13 protein-coding genes are annotated in these 15049 nt (G+C 70.9%); 3 read left to right on the forward strand and 10 right to left on the reverse strand.

Annotated features, from left to right (window positions below):
• Positions 1-61: 61 nt before the first annotated feature.
• Positions 62-1057, reverse strand: a complete 996-nt coding sequence (gene nusA / locus ACIBW9_RS30305; RefSeq protein WP_398960227.1) for a transcription termination factor NusA — start codon at positions 1055-1057, stop codon at positions 62-64.
• A 2-nt stretch (positions 1058-1059) separates the two neighbouring features.
• Positions 1060-1557 (reverse strand): ribosome maturation factor RimP, encoded by a 498-nt coding sequence (gene rimP, locus ACIBW9_RS30310; protein WP_398960228.1) that lies wholly within the window; start codon positions 1555-1557, stop codon positions 1060-1062.
• 352 nt (positions 1558-1909) lie between these two features.
• On the opposite strand from rimP, the gene ACIBW9_RS30315 reads away from it, so the two are divergent.
• Genes ACIBW9_RS30315 through ACIBW9_RS30325 form a run of 3 tightly spaced genes read left to right on the forward strand, consistent with a single transcriptional unit; the run spans position 1910 to position 3812 of the window.
• Complete coding sequence (locus ACIBW9_RS30315; RefSeq protein WP_398960229.1) at positions 1910-2422, forward strand: hypothetical protein; 513 nt, start codon at positions 1910-1912, stop codon at positions 2420-2422.
• Positions 2419-2877 carry a ferritin-like domain-containing protein gene (locus ACIBW9_RS30320; protein ID WP_398960230.1) on the forward strand — a complete coding sequence of 153 codons (459 nt, stop codon included), beginning with the start codon at positions 2419-2421 and terminating at the stop codon, positions 2875-2877. The genes ACIBW9_RS30315 and ACIBW9_RS30320 overlap by 4 nt, the downstream gene beginning before the upstream one ends.
• A 26-nt stretch (positions 2878-2903) precedes the next feature.
• Positions 2904-3812, forward strand: coding sequence for an aminoglycoside phosphotransferase family protein (locus ACIBW9_RS30325; RefSeq protein ID WP_398960231.1), 909 nt, complete (start codon positions 2904-2906; stop codon positions 3810-3812).
• 24 nt (positions 3813-3836) lie between these two features.
• Here ACIBW9_RS30325 and ACIBW9_RS30330 read toward each other — a convergent pair whose 3' ends face one another.
• The 8 genes from ACIBW9_RS30330 to ACIBW9_RS30365 all read right to left on the reverse strand — a co-directional run bounded on the left by ACIBW9_RS30330 (position 3837) and on the right by ACIBW9_RS30365 (position 14968).
• The gene (locus ACIBW9_RS30330) at positions 3837-5063 is read right to left on the reverse strand and encodes a M20 family metallopeptidase (RefSeq protein ID WP_398960232.1); all 1227 of its coding nucleotides are present in this window, start codon (positions 5061-5063) and stop codon (positions 3837-3839) included.
• 174 nt (positions 5064-5237) lie between these two features.
• Positions 5238-6941 (reverse strand): proline--tRNA ligase, encoded by a 1704-nt coding sequence (locus ACIBW9_RS30335; RefSeq protein WP_398960233.1) that lies wholly within the window; start codon positions 6939-6941, stop codon positions 5238-5240.
• A gap of 73 nt (positions 6942-7014) precedes the next feature.
• Complete coding sequence (locus ACIBW9_RS30340; protein ID WP_398960234.1) at positions 7015-7581, reverse strand: GNAT family N-acetyltransferase; 567 nt, start codon at positions 7579-7581, stop codon at positions 7015-7017.
• 90 nt (positions 7582-7671) lie between these two features.
• The gene (locus ACIBW9_RS30345; protein ID WP_398960235.1) at positions 7672-8520 is read right to left on the reverse strand and encodes a GNAT family N-acetyltransferase; all 849 of its coding nucleotides are present in this window, start codon (positions 8518-8520) and stop codon (positions 7672-7674) included.
• A 225-nt stretch (positions 8521-8745) separates the two neighbouring features.
• Positions 8746-9903 carry a flavodoxin-dependent (E)-4-hydroxy-3-methylbut-2-enyl-diphosphate synthase gene (ispG, locus tag ACIBW9_RS30350; protein WP_115905551.1) on the reverse strand — a complete coding sequence of 386 codons (1158 nt, stop codon included), beginning with the start codon at positions 9901-9903 and terminating at the stop codon, positions 8746-8748.
• Positions 9904-10122: 219 nt separating this feature from the next.
• Positions 10123-11415 carry a M50 family metallopeptidase gene (locus ACIBW9_RS30355; RefSeq protein WP_398960465.1) on the reverse strand — a complete coding sequence of 431 codons (1293 nt, stop codon included), beginning with the start codon at positions 11413-11415 and terminating at the stop codon, positions 10123-10125.
• 8 nt (positions 11416-11423) lie between these two features.
• Positions 11424-12689, reverse strand: coding sequence for a 1-deoxy-D-xylulose-5-phosphate reductoisomerase (gene dxr, locus ACIBW9_RS30360; protein WP_398960236.1), 1266 nt, complete (start codon positions 12687-12689; stop codon positions 11424-11426).
• A gap of 335 nt (positions 12690-13024) precedes the next feature.
• A complete protein-coding gene (locus ACIBW9_RS30365) occupies positions 13025-14968 on the reverse strand; it encodes an acyl-CoA dehydrogenase family protein (protein ID WP_398960237.1) in 1944 nt (647 codons plus the stop codon).
• Between the last annotated feature and the right edge of the window lie 81 nt (positions 14969-15049).

The raw sequence follows: 15049 nt of genomic DNA on the forward strand, positions 1-15049 counted from the left end.
TTCCGCGCATGCAACTGTCGTGATCTAAGCCATCCGCGGCTTGGATCTATTCCCCGCGCGGCTACCCGCGCTGCTCCTCGGCCTGCTCGGTGTCCGGACGGATGTCGATCCGCCAGCCGGTCAGCCGGGCCGCGAGGCGGGCGTTCTGCCCTTCCTTGCCGATCGCCAGCGACAACTGGTAGTCCGGCACCGTCACCCGCGCGGAGCGGGCGGCGAGGTCCACGACCTCCACCTTGGAGACCCGGGCGGGCGACAGCGCGTTGGCGACCATCTCCGCCGGGTCGTCCGACCAGTCGACGATGTCGATCTTCTCGCCGTTCAGCTCGCCCATGACGTTGCGCACCCGCCCGCCCATGGGGCCGATGCAGGCGCCCTTGGCGTTCAGGCCCGAACGGGTGGACCGTACGGCGATCTTGGTGCGGTGACCGGCCTCACGGGCGATCGCCGCGATCTCCACGGACCCGTCGGCGATCTCCGGCACCTCCAGCGCGAAGAGCTTCTTCACCAGGTTGGGGTGGGTGCGCGAGAGGGTCACGGACGGGCCGCGGACGCCCTTCGCCACTCGTACGACGTACGAGCGCAGCCGCATGCCGTGCGGGTACGTCTCGCCCGGCACCTGCTCCTGCACCGGCAGGATGGCCTCCAGCTTGCCGATGTCCACGAGCACGTTCTTCGGGTCGCGGCCCTGCTGCACCACTCCGGTGACGATGTCGCCCTCGCGGCCGGCGTACTCGCCGAGCGTCGCGTCGTCCTCGGCGTCGCGCAGCCGCTGCAGGATGACCTGCTTGGCGGTGGTGGCGGCGATACGGCCGAAGCCGGACGGGGTGTCGTCGAACTCGCGGGGCTCCTGGCCCTCCTCGAGGTCCTCGGGATCCTCCTTCGCCCACACCGTCACGTGGCCGGTCTCCCGGTTGAGCTCCACGCGCGCGTGGCGGCGGCTTCCCTCGGTTCGGTGGTAGGCGATGAGGAGGGCCGACTCGATCGCCTCGACCAGCAGGTCGAAGGAGATCTCCTTCTCCCGTACCAAGCCCCGCAGGGCACTCATGTCGATGTCCACGGCTACGCCTCCTCTTCCTTCTCGTTCTTGCGGTTGAACTCGACCTGCACGCGCGCCTTGCCGATGTCCGAGAAGGCGAGTCTGCGGCTGGTGGGCCTGCGGCCCTTCACCCCGGGCACTTCGAGGTCGAGGCCTTCGTCGTCGACCTTCAGAATCCTCGCGACCAGTTCGCCGCCCTCGGTCAGCTGGAACTTCACCAGCCGGTCGACCGCGCGCACGTAGTGCCGGTGCTCGGTGAGGGAGCGCTCCGCGCCCGGGGTTCCGACCTCGAGGGTGTACTCGCCCTCGCCCATCGCGTCCGTCTCGTCCAGCTTCGCCGAGAGCGCGCGGCTCACATCGGCGATCTGGTCCAGATCGGCACCGGTGTCGGAGTCGACGACCACGCGCAGCACCCGCTTGCGTCCGACGGAGTCCACTGCGATCTCTTCGAGATCCAGGCCCTGGGAGCTGACGAGCGGTTCCAGGAGCTCTCGCAGCCTCTCGCTCTGGGTGGTGCTCATCCGGGTGACTCCTCGGCCGCGTGTGCTGTTGTGGGATGGGTCGCGTGTCTGGTCAAAGGGTATCCGGTCGCAGGGTGTGTTGCCGTCCACGTACGGACGTGCGGTGCCGGGTGCCTCCGACGGTGGTGCCGGGTCGCCTATTGGCTCGGGGGCTGTGGCCCATTGGGCGAGTGCGGGTTGTGTGCGGCTTGTCGCGCCCACGCGGCGGAGCCGCATATCGACACAGACTCGCGCCCCTTCAGGTGGCTGTCGAGCCGGTGACATGACTGCGATGGATGCGCGGGTACCGTGATCACACGCGGGGCGCTCTTCCCGCGAGCGTGTTCGTACGAGGCCCCCGAGGACGTCAGCCGTGTCGTACCCCCCGCCCTTGCGCGCCCCCTCGGGGCCGCGCAGAAGATCCGTGCTTGCTTCGGCCGCCGGGGCCGCCCTGTTGGTGGGGTGCTCCGGCGGGGAGTCCGAGCAGAGTGCCGGTGGCAGTCCGTCGGTCACGGAGAAGGCACGCGCGCGTGCGGCGCGGGACAGTGTGGGGCTGCTCGGGCGGTACGACGCCGTGATCGCCGCGCACCCCGCCGTGGCGGAGCGGTTGGGGGCGCTGCGGGCGGAGGTCGGCCGGCATGTGGAGGCGTTCGGGGGGACGGTGGCCGAGTCCTCCCCCACGGCGCCGGCGTTGGCTGCGCCCCCGGCCGCCGTACCCGTGAACCAGAAGGACGCCCTCGCCGAGCTGGCCGCCGCCGAGCGGGCCCTGGCCGACCGGCGGATCACGGCGCTCCTCGACGTACCGGGCGAGTTCGCGCGGCTGCTGGCCTCGGTGGCGGCGGCCGGGGCGGCGCATGCGTATCTGCTGACGGAGGGTGCCGGGTGAGCCGAGAGACGGAGCTGAAGGCCCTGCAGGCGGCGCTGGCCGCCGAGCATGCGGCGGTGTACGGCTACGGGGTCGTCGGCGGGCGGATCCGCGCGGGACGGCGTACGGAGGCCCGGGCGGCGTACGACGCGCACCGGGCCCGGCGGGATGCCCTCACCCGGGAGGTGCGGGACCTGGGCGGCACGCCGGTGGCCGCGGCGGCGGGGTACGCGCTGCCGTTCCCGGTGCCGGACTCGGCCGCGGCCGTGCGGCTCGCCGCCGAGCTGGAGGACCGGGTGGCGGGGGTCTACTCCGACCTGGTGCGGGCAACCGGGGGCGAGCGGCGGCGCGCGGCCGCCGGGGCGCTGCGGGAGGCGGCGGTGCGGGCGGTGCGCTGGAGCGGCGAGAGCGTAGCCTTCCCTGGGCTCGCCGAGCGGGCGGCCACCGCCCCGGCCTCGCCGGCCCCCACGGCGTAACGCATACGGGAAGGAACGACTCGCGCATGGTTTTCGCACCGCCGCAGCGTCTGGTCAGGGCGCTCGGTGAGACGGCACCGGACGGCGACGACTGGCTGGAGAAGCTGCCCGAGGCGGCCCGGCAGGCGGTCGAGCTGCGCGAGTTGACCGTGGAACGGGTGCAGGTGCCCGGTGGCCGCAGCAGCCTGGTCGTGCTGGTGCGGCGCCCCGACGGGACGCCCGCCGTGCTGAAGCTGGCCCCGCCCCGGGCCCGTCCGGAGAGCGAGCGGGCCGCGCTGGCGCACTGGGGCGGTACGGGCGCCGTACAGCTGGTCGAACCGTTCACGACGGAGGGTGTGCTGCTGCTGGAGCGGCTGCATCCGGATGTGTCGGTGCGGTCGTTGCCGGAGGCGAAGGCGCTGCTGGAGGCGGCGGGGACGCTGCGGCGGCTGTGGGTGGAGCCTCCTGCCCACGAGGGCGCGCATGTCTTCGAGACCGTGGCCGAGCGGACCGGGCGGCAGGCCGAGGCCATGCGGGCGACCGCGGCGGGCTTCGCCGAGGTGGCCGGGTTGGTCGACGCCGCGGTCGCCGCCCGCGAGGGGCTGCTGGCGGATCCGCCTGAGCAGCGGCTGCTGCACGGGACGTTTCGGCAGAGCAAGGTTCTCGCCGGCGAGCGGATGCCGTGGCTGGCCGTGGGGCCCGATCCGGTGGTGGGTGAATGTGCGTTCGATCTGGCTCGGCTGGTGCGGGACCGGGTGGAGGATCTGATCGCCTCGCCGGCGGGGGCGGCGACGACACGGCGGCGGGTGAAGCGGCTTGCCGAGTCGCTGGACGTGGATCAGGAGCGGTTGCGGGGGTGGACGTTGTTCCGGGCCGCGGAGTCCGGGGTGCGGGCGCTTCGGGTGGGGCGGGAGAAGGACGCGGAGCTTCTGCTCGAGTTCGCCGGGTGGCTTTAGGGCGGTTCAGCTCTCGCGTTGGGATCAGGTGGTACGGGCGCCCTGTGCCTCCTCGACGAGACGGTCCAGCCTGCGGACGGCCAGTTCGGCGAGCAGGGCGGCGCCGTCGGACAGCACCGCGTCGTCGAAGGCGGCGAGCGGGGAGTGGTTGGTGGGGGCGGTCTCCGGGTCACCGGTGGCGTCGGCGCCCAGGAAGACGAAGGCGCCCGGCACCCGGTCCAGGATCCGGGAGAAGTCCTCCGAGCCGGTGATGGGGTCGGTGAGCTGCTCGTAGCGCTCCTCCCCGAAGGCCTCGCGGACGGTGTCGGCGAGGAAGTCGTGCTCGCCGGCGTGGTTGACGGTGACCGGGTATTCGGGGACGAAGTCGACCTCGGCGGTGAGGCCGTGGGCGGTGGCGATGTCCCGGCAGAGGCGTACGGAGACCTCCGCGACGCGTTCGGCGGCGGCCGGCGAGAAGGTGCGGACGGTCGCCTCGAAGGACGCGTCGTCGGGGATGATGTTGCGCCGGGTGCCGGCGTGGAAGGTGCCGACGGTGACCACGACCGGGTCGAACACGTCGAAGCGCCGAGTCACCATCGTCTGCAGCGCGGTGACCATCTCGCAGGCCGCCTGGATCGGGTCGAGGGAGTCGTGCGGGCGGGAGCCGTGGCCGCCGGCGCCGACCACGCGCACATGCAGGCCCGCCGAGGCCGCCATCAGCGGGCCGGGGCGGGAGGCGAAGACGCCGGTCGGATACGAGGACGAGCTGACGTGCAGTCCGTAGGCGGCGTCGACGGGGCGTCCCGCCGCGTCCAGCACCCCTTCCTGGACCATGTGACCGGCGCCGTCCCAGCCCTCCTCCCCCGGCTGGAACATGAACACCACGTCCCCGGCGAGGCTCTCGCGCCGGTCCGCGAGCAGCCGGGCGGCGCCGACCAGACCGGCCGTGTGCAGGTCGTGACCGCAGGCGTGCATGGCGCCCGCGATCCGTGAGGCGAACTCCGCGCCGGTGCGCTCGGTGACGGGCAGGGCGTCCATGTCGCCGCGCAGCAGGACGACGGGGCCGCCGGGCGCGGCGCCGCCGCGCAGCACGGCCGTGACGGAGGACAGCGAACTGCCGGTGCTGATCTCCAGCGGCAGTCCGTCCAGCGCGGCCAGCACCTTCTCCTGTGTGCGCGGCAGGTGCAGCCCTATCTCCGGCTCCCGGTGCAACGCCCGGCGCAGCACGGCCAGTTCACCCTGGAGCTCACGCGCATCGTCTCTCAGGTTCATCCCTCTCCCCTCACCCGTGCACCGTCTGTCACATGGTTGCCCAGGTGACCGGAAATGATGAGGGGCGGCGGAGCGTCGCGCGGACATTGGCGGAAAACGCCGTTCACGTTGGTTCGGAGGCGGAGCCGCTGATGGAAGCGGCCCCGCCCCTGGTTGTGGTGCGTCAGGTGTCTCTCAGGCGGTCAGGCGGGCGATCGCCTCGTCCACCGTCAGCTCCTCGCGCTCTCCGGTCTTCCGGTCCTTCAGCTCCAGGACGCCCTCGCCGGAGCGGCGGCCGGCGACCAGGATCTTCGGTACGCCGATGAGTTCGGCGTCCGTGAACTTGACGCCCGGGGAGACACCCGCCCGGTCGTCGACCAGAACGCGCAGTCCGGCCGCCCGCAGCTTCTCGGAGACGTCGAGGGCGAGTTCGATCTGCAGGGCCTTGCCCGCGGCGACGACGTGCACATCGGCCGGGGCGACCTCGGCGGGCCAGCACAGGCCCTGCTCGTCGGCGGTCTGCTCGGCGAGGGCCGCGACCGCGCGGGAGACGCCGATGCCGTAGGAGCCCATGGTGACGCGGACCGGCTTGCCGTTCTGGCCGAGGACGTCGAGCTTCAGGGCGTCCGCGTACTTGCGGCCGAGCTGGAAGATGTGGCCGATCTCGATGGCGCGGTCCAGCTTGAGGCCGGTGCCGCACTTGGGGCAGGGGTCGCGCTCTTGGACGACCACGACGTCGACGTACTGGTCGACCTCGAAGTCACGGCCCGCCACGACGTTCCTGGCGTGCGTGGCCGCCTTGTTGGCTCCGGTGATCCAGGCGGTGCCGGGGGCCACACGCGGGTCGGCGAGGTACTTGACCTTCTCGCCGCGGCCCTGCGGGCCGACGTAACCGCGGACCAGGTCGGGGCGGCCCGCGAAGTCCGCCTCGGTGACCATCTCGACGACCGCCGGGGCGAAGTGCGCCTCGACCTTGTCCATGTCGACCTCGCGGTCACCGGGGACACCGACGGCGACGATCTCGCCGTCGACCTTCACCAGGAGGTTCTTCAGGGTGGCGGAGGCCGGGACCTCCAGGAAGGCGGCGAGGGTCTCGATGGTCGGGGTGTCGGGGGTCGGGATCTCCTCCAGCGCGGGCACGTCTGCGGCGTCCACCGGCTTGAGCTCGTAGGTGATCGCCTCGGTGTTGGCCGCGAAGTCGCAGTTCGGGCAGTCCGCGAAGGTGTCCTCGCCGGCCTCGGCGGGGGCGAGGAACTCCTCCGACTTGGAGCCGCCCATCGCGCCCGCGGTCGCGGCGCAGATGCGGTAGTCGAGGCCGAGGCGCTCGAAGACGCGCTGGTAGGCCTGGCGGTGCAGCGCGTAGGACTGGGCGAGACCCTCGTCCTCGGTGTCGAAGGAGTACGAGTCCTTCATCAGGAACTCACGGCCGCGCAGGATGCCGGCCCGCGGACGGGCCTCGTCACGGTACTTGTGCTGGATCTGGTAGAGGATCACCGGCAGGTCCTTGTAGGAGGACGCCTGGTCCTTCACCAGCAGGGTGAAGATCTCCTCGTGGGTGGGGCCGAGGAGGTAGTCGCCGCCCTTGCGGTCCTTGAGGCGGAACAGCTCCTGGCCGTACTCGTCCCAGCGGCCCGTGGCGTCGTACGGCTCCCGCGGCAGCAGGGCGGGGAGCAGCACCTCCTGGGCGCCGATCGCGTCCATCTCCTCACGGACGATCCGCTCGACGTTGGCGAGGACCTTCTTGCCGAGGGGCAGCCACGACCAGATACCGGCCGCCGTGCGGCGCACATAGCCGGCGCGGACGAGCAGCTTGTGGCTGAGGACCTCGGCGTCCGCCGGGTCGTCACGCAGCGTCTTCGCCATCAACTGGGACATGCGTTGGACCGGTGCGTTCGCCATGGTTCTCGTACTCCTGCTGCGTAAGGGTGATGGCAAGGAGGTTAGCCGGGGGGCCGGTTCCGGTGGAAATCGGTTAACGGCGCCGCAGGGGCAGGGGGGCGCCCATCACGGCGTACGGCTTCGGGGCGCTCGGGAAGAGGACCTGGCGGGCCAGGTCCTGGTAGCCGAGGGAGTGGTAGAGGCCGCGGGCCGGGCTGTCGACGTCGATCGCCGACAGGATCGAGCGGGGCTCGGTGGCACCGTCCGTGATGGTCGTGATGAGGGAGCGGCCGATGCCGCGGTTCTGGTGGCGCGGGTGCACATGCAGCTCGGTGATCACGAAGGAGTTGTCGAGCCAGCCGTCGTGCCCCTGCGCACGGAGGTACGGCTCGACGACGGTGGACCACCAGTGCGTGCGGTCGTTCGGCATGCCGTAGACGAAGCCGACGAGGCGGCCCTCGACGGTGGCCCCCAGTGCGCGGGCTCCCGGGTACGTCATGTGCCGCAGCACGATCTGCCGGCGTACGGCGACCTCGTCGGCGCCGAGTCCGAAGGCCACGGCCTGCACGGCGAGCGCCTCGTCGACCCGGGCGGACAGGTCGAGGGGGCCGATCACGACGTCTTCGGGATGGCGGTGTCCGTGACCGGGAAAGCGCAGCATGCCGGGGAGACTACAGGTCTCGTACGGGGCTCAGAACAGTGCTGTGAACTGCGGCGGGAAGTCCGGCTTGAAGTGCGGCCGGAAGCGCGGCTAGAAGAGAACGCTCATGAAAGCGCCGACCTCCTGGAACCCCACCCGCCGGTACGCCCTTCGCGCGGGGGTGTTGAAGTCGTTGACGTAGAGGCTGACGATCGGGGCGACGTCCGCCAGCGCGTAGCGCAGGACCGCGGCCATGCCCGGTGCGGCGATCCCCATTCCCCGGTACTCGGGGGCGACCCAGACCCCCTGGATCTGGCAGGCCTGGGGGGTGGCGGCGCCGATCTCCGCCTTGAAGACGACCTTGCCGTGCTCGTCGAGGCGGGCGAACGAACGGCCCGAGCCGACGAGTTCGGCGACCCGGGCCTGGTAGAGCAACCCGCCGTCCCCGGCGAGCGGCGAGACACCGACCTCCTCGGTGAACATCGCCACGCAGGCCGGCATGATCGTCTCCATCTCGTCCTTGCGGATACGGCGGACGTACGGATCCGGGGCGATGTCGGCGGGCATGCGGTCGGTGACCATGAGCGGCTGGTGGGCGCGGACCTCGCGGGCCGGGCCCCAGCTGGGTTCGAGCAGGCGCCAGAGCTGGGTGGTGGCCTCGACGGGGCCGACTATGGACGAGCAGCGGCGACCGGCCCTGCGGGCGCGGTCGGCGAAGGCGCGTACGGCGCGCGGGCCGGCGCAGATCGGGACGAGGTTGGCGCCCGCGTAGCAGAGGGAGGTCAGCATGCCCTCCTCGTAGAAGCCCCACATCTCGCCGCCGAGCCGCCACGGGTCGAGGCCCGCGACCTGGACGCGGGAGGTCACGAAGGCGTTCGCGACCGGCTCGCGGTCGAGGACGGCGAGCGCGGCGTCCAGGTCGCTCGGTTCGAGCACCCGTGAGGTGGTCTGCGTCAACACGTGCGGGCCTCATCGTGCGGTTCTGCTGATCTCCGCACTGTACCTGCGGAAGCCGGGCGGTGCTGCCCCCGGTTGGCGTACTGGCCGTTGCCCGGTGGGCGCCTGGCTGCCGTGCCGTCTGGGGGCTGCCGCCCCCAGGCCCCCGCTTTCGGCCTGAACGCCCTCGTCCGCAAACGCCGGACGGGCTGAAAGGATCAACCCCCGCCCGGCGCTCGACAAGTGCCCTCAGCCCGCCACCGAGACCGACGGCTCGCCCGACGGGGTGCCGTCCGCCTCCATCTGTTCGGCCAGCTTCATGGCCTCCTCGATGAGGGTTTCCACGATCTTGGACTCGGGGACCGTCTTGATGACCTCGCCCTTGACGAAGATCTGCCCCTTGCCGTTGCCGGAGGCGACGCCGAGGTCGGCCTCGCGGGCCTCGCCGGGGCCGTTGACGACGCAGCCCATGACGGCGACGCGGAGGGGGACCTCCATGCCGGTCAGGCCCGCGGTGACCTCCTCGGCCAGCTTGTAGACGTCGACCTGGGCGCGGCCGCAGGACGGGCAGGAGACGATCTCCAGGCCGCGCTGCTTGAGGTTCAGGGACTCCAGGATCTGGTTGCCGACCTTGACCTCCTCCACGGGGGGCGCGGAGAGGGAGACCCGGATGGTGTCGCCGATGCCCTGCGAGAGCAGTGCGCCGAAGGCGACCGCCGACTTGATCGTGCCCTGGAAGGCGGGCCCGGCCTCCGTCACACCGAGGTGCAGGGGGTAGTCGCACTGGGCGGCGAGCTGCTTGTACGCCTCGATCATCACGACCGGGTCGTTGTGCTTGACCGAGATCTTGATGTCCCGGAAGTCGTGCTCCTCGAAGAGGGACGCCTCCCAGAGGGCCGATTCGACCAGGGCCTCGGGGGTCGCCTTGCCGTACTTCTGGAGCAGCCGCCGGTCGAGGGAGCCGGCGTTGACGCCGATGCGGATCGGGGTGCCGTGGTCCTTGGCGGCCCGCGCGATCTCCTTGACCTTGTCGTCGAACTGCTTGATGTTGCCCGGGTTGACGCGGACGGCCGCGCAGCCCGCCTCGATGGCCGCGAACACGTACTTCGGCTGGAAGTGGATGTCGGCGATGACCGGGATCTGCGACTTCTTCGCGATGGTGGCGAGCGCGTCCGCGTCGTCCTGCGTGGGGCAGGCGACGCGCACGATCTGGCAGCCGGAGGCGGTGAGCTCGGCGATCTGCTGGAGGGTCGCGCCGATGTCGGATGTACGGGTGGTGGTCATCGACTGCACGGACACGGGCGCGTCGCCGCCGACCGCCACGGATCCGACCTGGATCTGCCTGCTCTGCCGACGCTCGGCAACCCTGGTCGGAACGGACGGCATGCCGAGAGAAATCGCAGTCATCTGCTGTGCAACCCCAAGTCGTGGATCAAGGTCCGGTCCCGGATCATCGGGCTCCAGGCTTCGCTTCGAGATTACGGCACCGGCGCGGGCCCCAGCACGCCCCCACCTCGAACACACCCGGCGGGGGGACACCCTCGCCGGTAAACCCGCTCATGGGAAGGCGGCCCGGCACAGAGCGTGCCGGGCCGCCACGAACTCCGCGTGACCAGTTGCTTTTCCCTAGGTGATTTTCACGGGGTTGACCACGTCCGCGATCAGCACCAGCAGGGTGAAGCAGACGAAGACGCCAGCCACCACGTACGCCACCGGCATCAGCTTCGCCACGTCGAACGGGCCCGGGTCGGGGCGCCGCAGCACCCTGGCCAGGTGGCGGCGCAGCGACTCCCACAGGGCGCCCGCGATGTGTCCGCCGTCGAGCGGGAGCAGCGGGAGCATGTTGAAGAGGAACAGGGAGAGGTTGAAGCCGGCGATCAGCATCAGGGCCGTGGCCAGCTGCTGGGTCGGCGGGATGTCCATGGTGAAGATCTCGCCGCCGACGCGGGCCGCGCCGACCACGCCCATCGGGGAGTCGGGCTGGCGGGGGGCGCCGTCGAAGGCCGCGTTCCACAGGGCGGGGATCTTGCCGGGCAGGTCCGCGATGGAGCTGACGGCCTCGCCGAGCCGGTCGCCCATCCAGGACACCGACTCGCCGAAGTCCTGGCGGACGACGCCGTTGGCGGCGCTGAAGCCGAGGAAGCCGGCGGTGACGTACTTGCCCGGGACGACGTGTCCGGTGGAGTCCTTCTTGGCGACCTGGTTGGTGGCGATCTTCGCGTGCAGGGTCGTCTCCTGGCCCTTGCGGTCGACGACGATCGCCACGTCCTTGCCGGGGGTGGCGCGGATGAGGTCGGAGAGCTTGTTCCAGTCGTCGGTGCGCACCCCGTTGAAGGACACGATCTTGTCGCCGGCCTTGAGGCCCGCCGCGGCGGCCGGGGAGGCGGCGTCGGACTTCGTGCACTTGTCGCGGTTCTCGCTCTGGGCGATGACGCACTGCGAGACGGAGCTGACGGTGGTGGTCTGCTGGGTGATGCCGAAGCCCATCAGGACCGTGAGGAACAGCGCCACGGCCAGCACCAGGTTCATGAAGGGGCCCGCGAACATCACGATGACCCGCTTCCAGGGGGCGCGGGTGTAGAAGAGGCGGCTCTCGTCCCCGGGCCGCAGCTCCTCGAAGGCCGCCGAGCGGGCGTCCTCGATCATGCCGCGCCAGGGCGAGGTGGAGCGCGCGGTGATCCGGCCGTCGTCGCCGGGCGGGAACATGCCGATCATGCGGATGTAGCCGCCGAGCGGGATCGCCTTGAAGCCGTACTCCGTCTCGCCCTTCTTCCGCGACCAGAGGGTCGGGCCGAAGCCCACCATGTACTGCGGCACACGGATGCCGAAGAGCTTGGCGGTGGACAGATGCCCCAGCTCGTGCCACGCGATCGAGATCAGCAGACCGACCACGAAGATCACTATGCCGAGGATCATCATCAGGGATGTCATGCACGCGCCTCCGCGGCAGAAGTCGTCTGCGCCGTCAGTTCCCGGGCCCGGGCCCGTGCCCAGGTCTCCGCTTCGAGGACGTCCGGCACGGTGAGTGAAGTTCCCGTGGGCGGGGTGCCGTGCTCCTCGACGACCCTGGTCACGGTCTCCATGATCCCGTTGAACGGCAGCGCGCCACTACGGAACGCCTCCACGCATTCCTCGTTGGCCGCATTGAACACCGCCGGGGCGGTGCCCGCGAGTTCGCCCACGTGCCGGGCGAGGTTCACCGACGGGAACGCGTCATTGTCGAGGGGGAAGAACTCCCACGTCGAGGCCGTGCTCCAGTCGAAGGCCGGTGCCGCGTCGGGGACGCGCTCGGGCCAGCCCAGGCCGATGGCGATGGGCCCGCGCATGTCGGGGGGCGTCGCCTGGGCGATCGTCGATCCGTCGGTGAACTCAATCATCGAGTGGACATACGACTGGGGATGCACGACGACCTCAATGCGGTCGAAGGGAATGTCGTACAGCAAGTGTGCCTCGATCACCTCGAGGCCCTTGTTGACGAGGGTCGCCGAGTTGATCGTGATCACCGGGCCCATGGCCCAGGTGGGGTGGGCGAGGGCGTCCTGGACGGTGACGTTCGCCAGTTCGGCCTTGGTACGGCCGCGGAAGGGGCCGCCGGAGGCGGTGACGACGAGTTTGCGTACGTCGGCGCGCGTACCGGCCGCCAGCGCCTGGAACAGGGCCGCGTGCTCGGAGTCGACCGGAATGATCTGCCCGGGTTTGGCGAGCGCCTTGACCAGCGGGCCGCCGACGATGAGCGACTCCTTGTTGGCGAGCGCGAGGGTGCGGCCCGCCTCCAGGGCGGCGAGGGTCGGGGCGAGGCCGATGGAGCCGGTGATGCCGTTGAGCACGGTGTGGCAGTCGGTGGCCGCGACCTGGGTGGCCGCCTCGGGCCCGGCGAGGATCTCCGGGAGCGGCTCCCCCGGGCCGTACTGCGCGGTGAGCGCCTCACGCAGTGCCGGTACGGCGTCCTCAAGGGCGACCGCCACGGTCCGCACCCGCAGCCGGTGCGCCTGCTCGGCGAGGAGGGCGATGCGGCCGCCGTTGGCGGAGAGTCCGGTGACCCGGAAGCGGTCGGGGTTGCGCAGCACGAGATCGATGGCCTGGGTGCCGATCGACCCGGTGGAGCCGAGGATCACCACGTCCTTCGGGCCGGTTCCCGCCACGGGGTCGAAGACGAGATGCGGGTCGGCGAGGGGGGCTGGACTGTCGCTCATCGCTCCATTGTTGCCGAGCCGGAGCGCGGGGAGGACAGTGCGTCGCTCGGGTGGGCGGCTTGTCGGGCTCTGCGGGGGTTGAAGGGGGGTTCCCCTGGGGCTGCCCGGCGGTTGAGCTCGGCGTCGCGGGCCCGGCAGGCGCTGCCCCACTGCCTTGGAGGCGTGGGGCCACAGCCGCGTCGTTGTCGGTCACCGCGGCTGCACGCGCCAGGACCCGCACGGGTCGGCCGGCAGGAGACGTTCCTGCCGGCCGACCCCATGCGCCGGACAGCCCCACGGCGAAACGCCGTGAAGATCACGTGCCGGAGGGGATCCCTCCGGAAGGTTCCGGGAGCTCAGCGGATGGGGCGGTGCACGTTCTCCTTCTCCGAGGCCCCGGGGTCCGCCGCGGCGATCCACGGTCCCTCGCCCGAGGGGTCGACGATGCCGTCCTCCAGCCACTCATAGGTGCCCGACATGATGCCCTTGACCAGCTTGCGGTCGAGGTCGTCGGTGTTGGTCCACAGTCGGTTGAAGAGTTCCTCGACGCGGATGCGGGACTGGCGGCAGAAGACGTCGGCGAGCTGGTAGGCCTCGCGGCCGTGGTCGCCCTGGCTGCGCAGGAGTTCGGCCCGTACGCAGGCCGCGCTCATCGCGAACAGTTCGGCGCCGATGTCGACGATACGGCCGAGGAAGCCCTGCTTGGTCTCCATCTTCCCCTGCCAGCGGGACATGGCGTAGAAGGTGGAGCGGGCCAGCTTGCGGGAGTGCCGTTCGACGTACCGCAGATGCGGGGAGAGGTCCACGCCGTGCTTGAACTGGCCGTAGGAGACGGGCAGTTGACCCGGTCCCGCGACCAGTTTCGGGAGCCACTTGGCGTAGAAGACACCCGCGTTCGCGCCCGCCTTGGCCTTGTCCTGCAAGGACTTCTCGGGGTCGATCAGGTCACCGGCCACCGACAGGTGGGCGTCCACGGCCTCGCGCGCGATCAGCAGGTGCATGATCTCGGTCGAGCCCTCGAAGATGCGGTTGATGCGCAGGTCGCGCAGGACCTGTTCGGCCGGGACCGCCCTCTCGCCGCGGGCTGCGAGGGACGCGGCCGTCTCGAAGCCGCGGCCGCCGCGGATCTGGACGAGCTCGTCGGCGATGAGCCAGGCCATCTCCGAGGAGAAGAGCTTGGCCAGGGCGCCCTCGATGCGGATGTCGTTGCGGTCCTCGTCCGCCATCTGCGAGGACAGGTCGAGTACGGCCTCCAGGGCGAAGGTGGTCGCCGCGATGAAGGAGATCTTCGATCCGACCGCCTCGTGCTGGGCGATCGGCTTGCCCCACTGCTCACGGGCCGCCGACCACTCACGGGCGATCTTCAGGCACCACTTGCCGGCCGCCACGCAGGACGCGGGCAGCGAGAGCCGGCCGGTGTTGAGGGTGGTGAGGGCGATCTTCAGGCCCGCGCCCTCCGGGCCGATCCGGTTGGCCGCCGGGACGCGGACCTGGTGGAAGCGGGTGACGCCGTTCTCGATGCCGCGCAGGCCCATGAAGGCGTTGCGGTTCTCCACGGTGATGCCCGGCGAGTTGGTCTCCACGACGAAGGCGGTGATGCCGCCCTTGTGGCCCTCGCTCTTCGGCACCCGCGCCATCACGACGAGCAGGTCGGCGACCACGCCGTTGGTGGTCCACAGTTTCACCCCGTCGAGGACGTAGTCGTCCCCGTCCGGCACCGCGCTGGTGGCGAGCCGGGCCGGGTCCGAGCCGACATCCGGCTCGGTGAGCAGGAAGGCGCTGATGTCGGTGCGGGCACACCTCGGCAGGAACTGCTCCTTCTGCTCCTGTGTGCCGAACAGCTTCAGCGGCTGCGGTACGCCGATCGACTGATGCGCCGACAGCAGTACGCCGATCGCAGGACTGGCCGAGCCCGCCAGCGCGAGTGCCTTGTTGTAGTACACCTGGGTGAGGCCGAGGCCGCCGTACTTGGTGTCGATCTTCATGCCGAGCGCGCCGAGTTCCTTGAGGCCGCTGATCACCTCGTCGGGGATCCGGGCCTCGCGCTCGATCAGCGCGCCGTCGACCTTCGTCTCGCAGAAGTCGCGGAGCTTGGTGAGGAACTGCTCGCCGCGCTGCACGTCCTCGGTGGACGGGGTGGGGTGCGGGTGGATGAGGTCGAGGCGGAAGCGGCCGAGGAAGAGTTCCTTGGCGAAGCTCGGCTTGCGCCAGTCCTGTTCACGGGCCGCCTCCGCCACCTGGCGGGCCTCGCGTTCGGTGACGGTGGGGCGTCGGGAAGAGGGTGCGGGTGCTGCGGACATGAGGGCCACCTCGCCGCGAATCGGGATCTTGGTCGACTTTGGTTACCGACGGGTGCTACCCGATCGTATGTACCCGATTCG

The sequence above is a fragment of the Streptomyces sp. NPDC049541 genome (genome assembly GCF_044465725.1).
Taxonomy (GTDB): domain Bacteria; phylum Actinomycetota; class Actinomycetes; order Streptomycetales; family Streptomycetaceae; genus Streptomyces.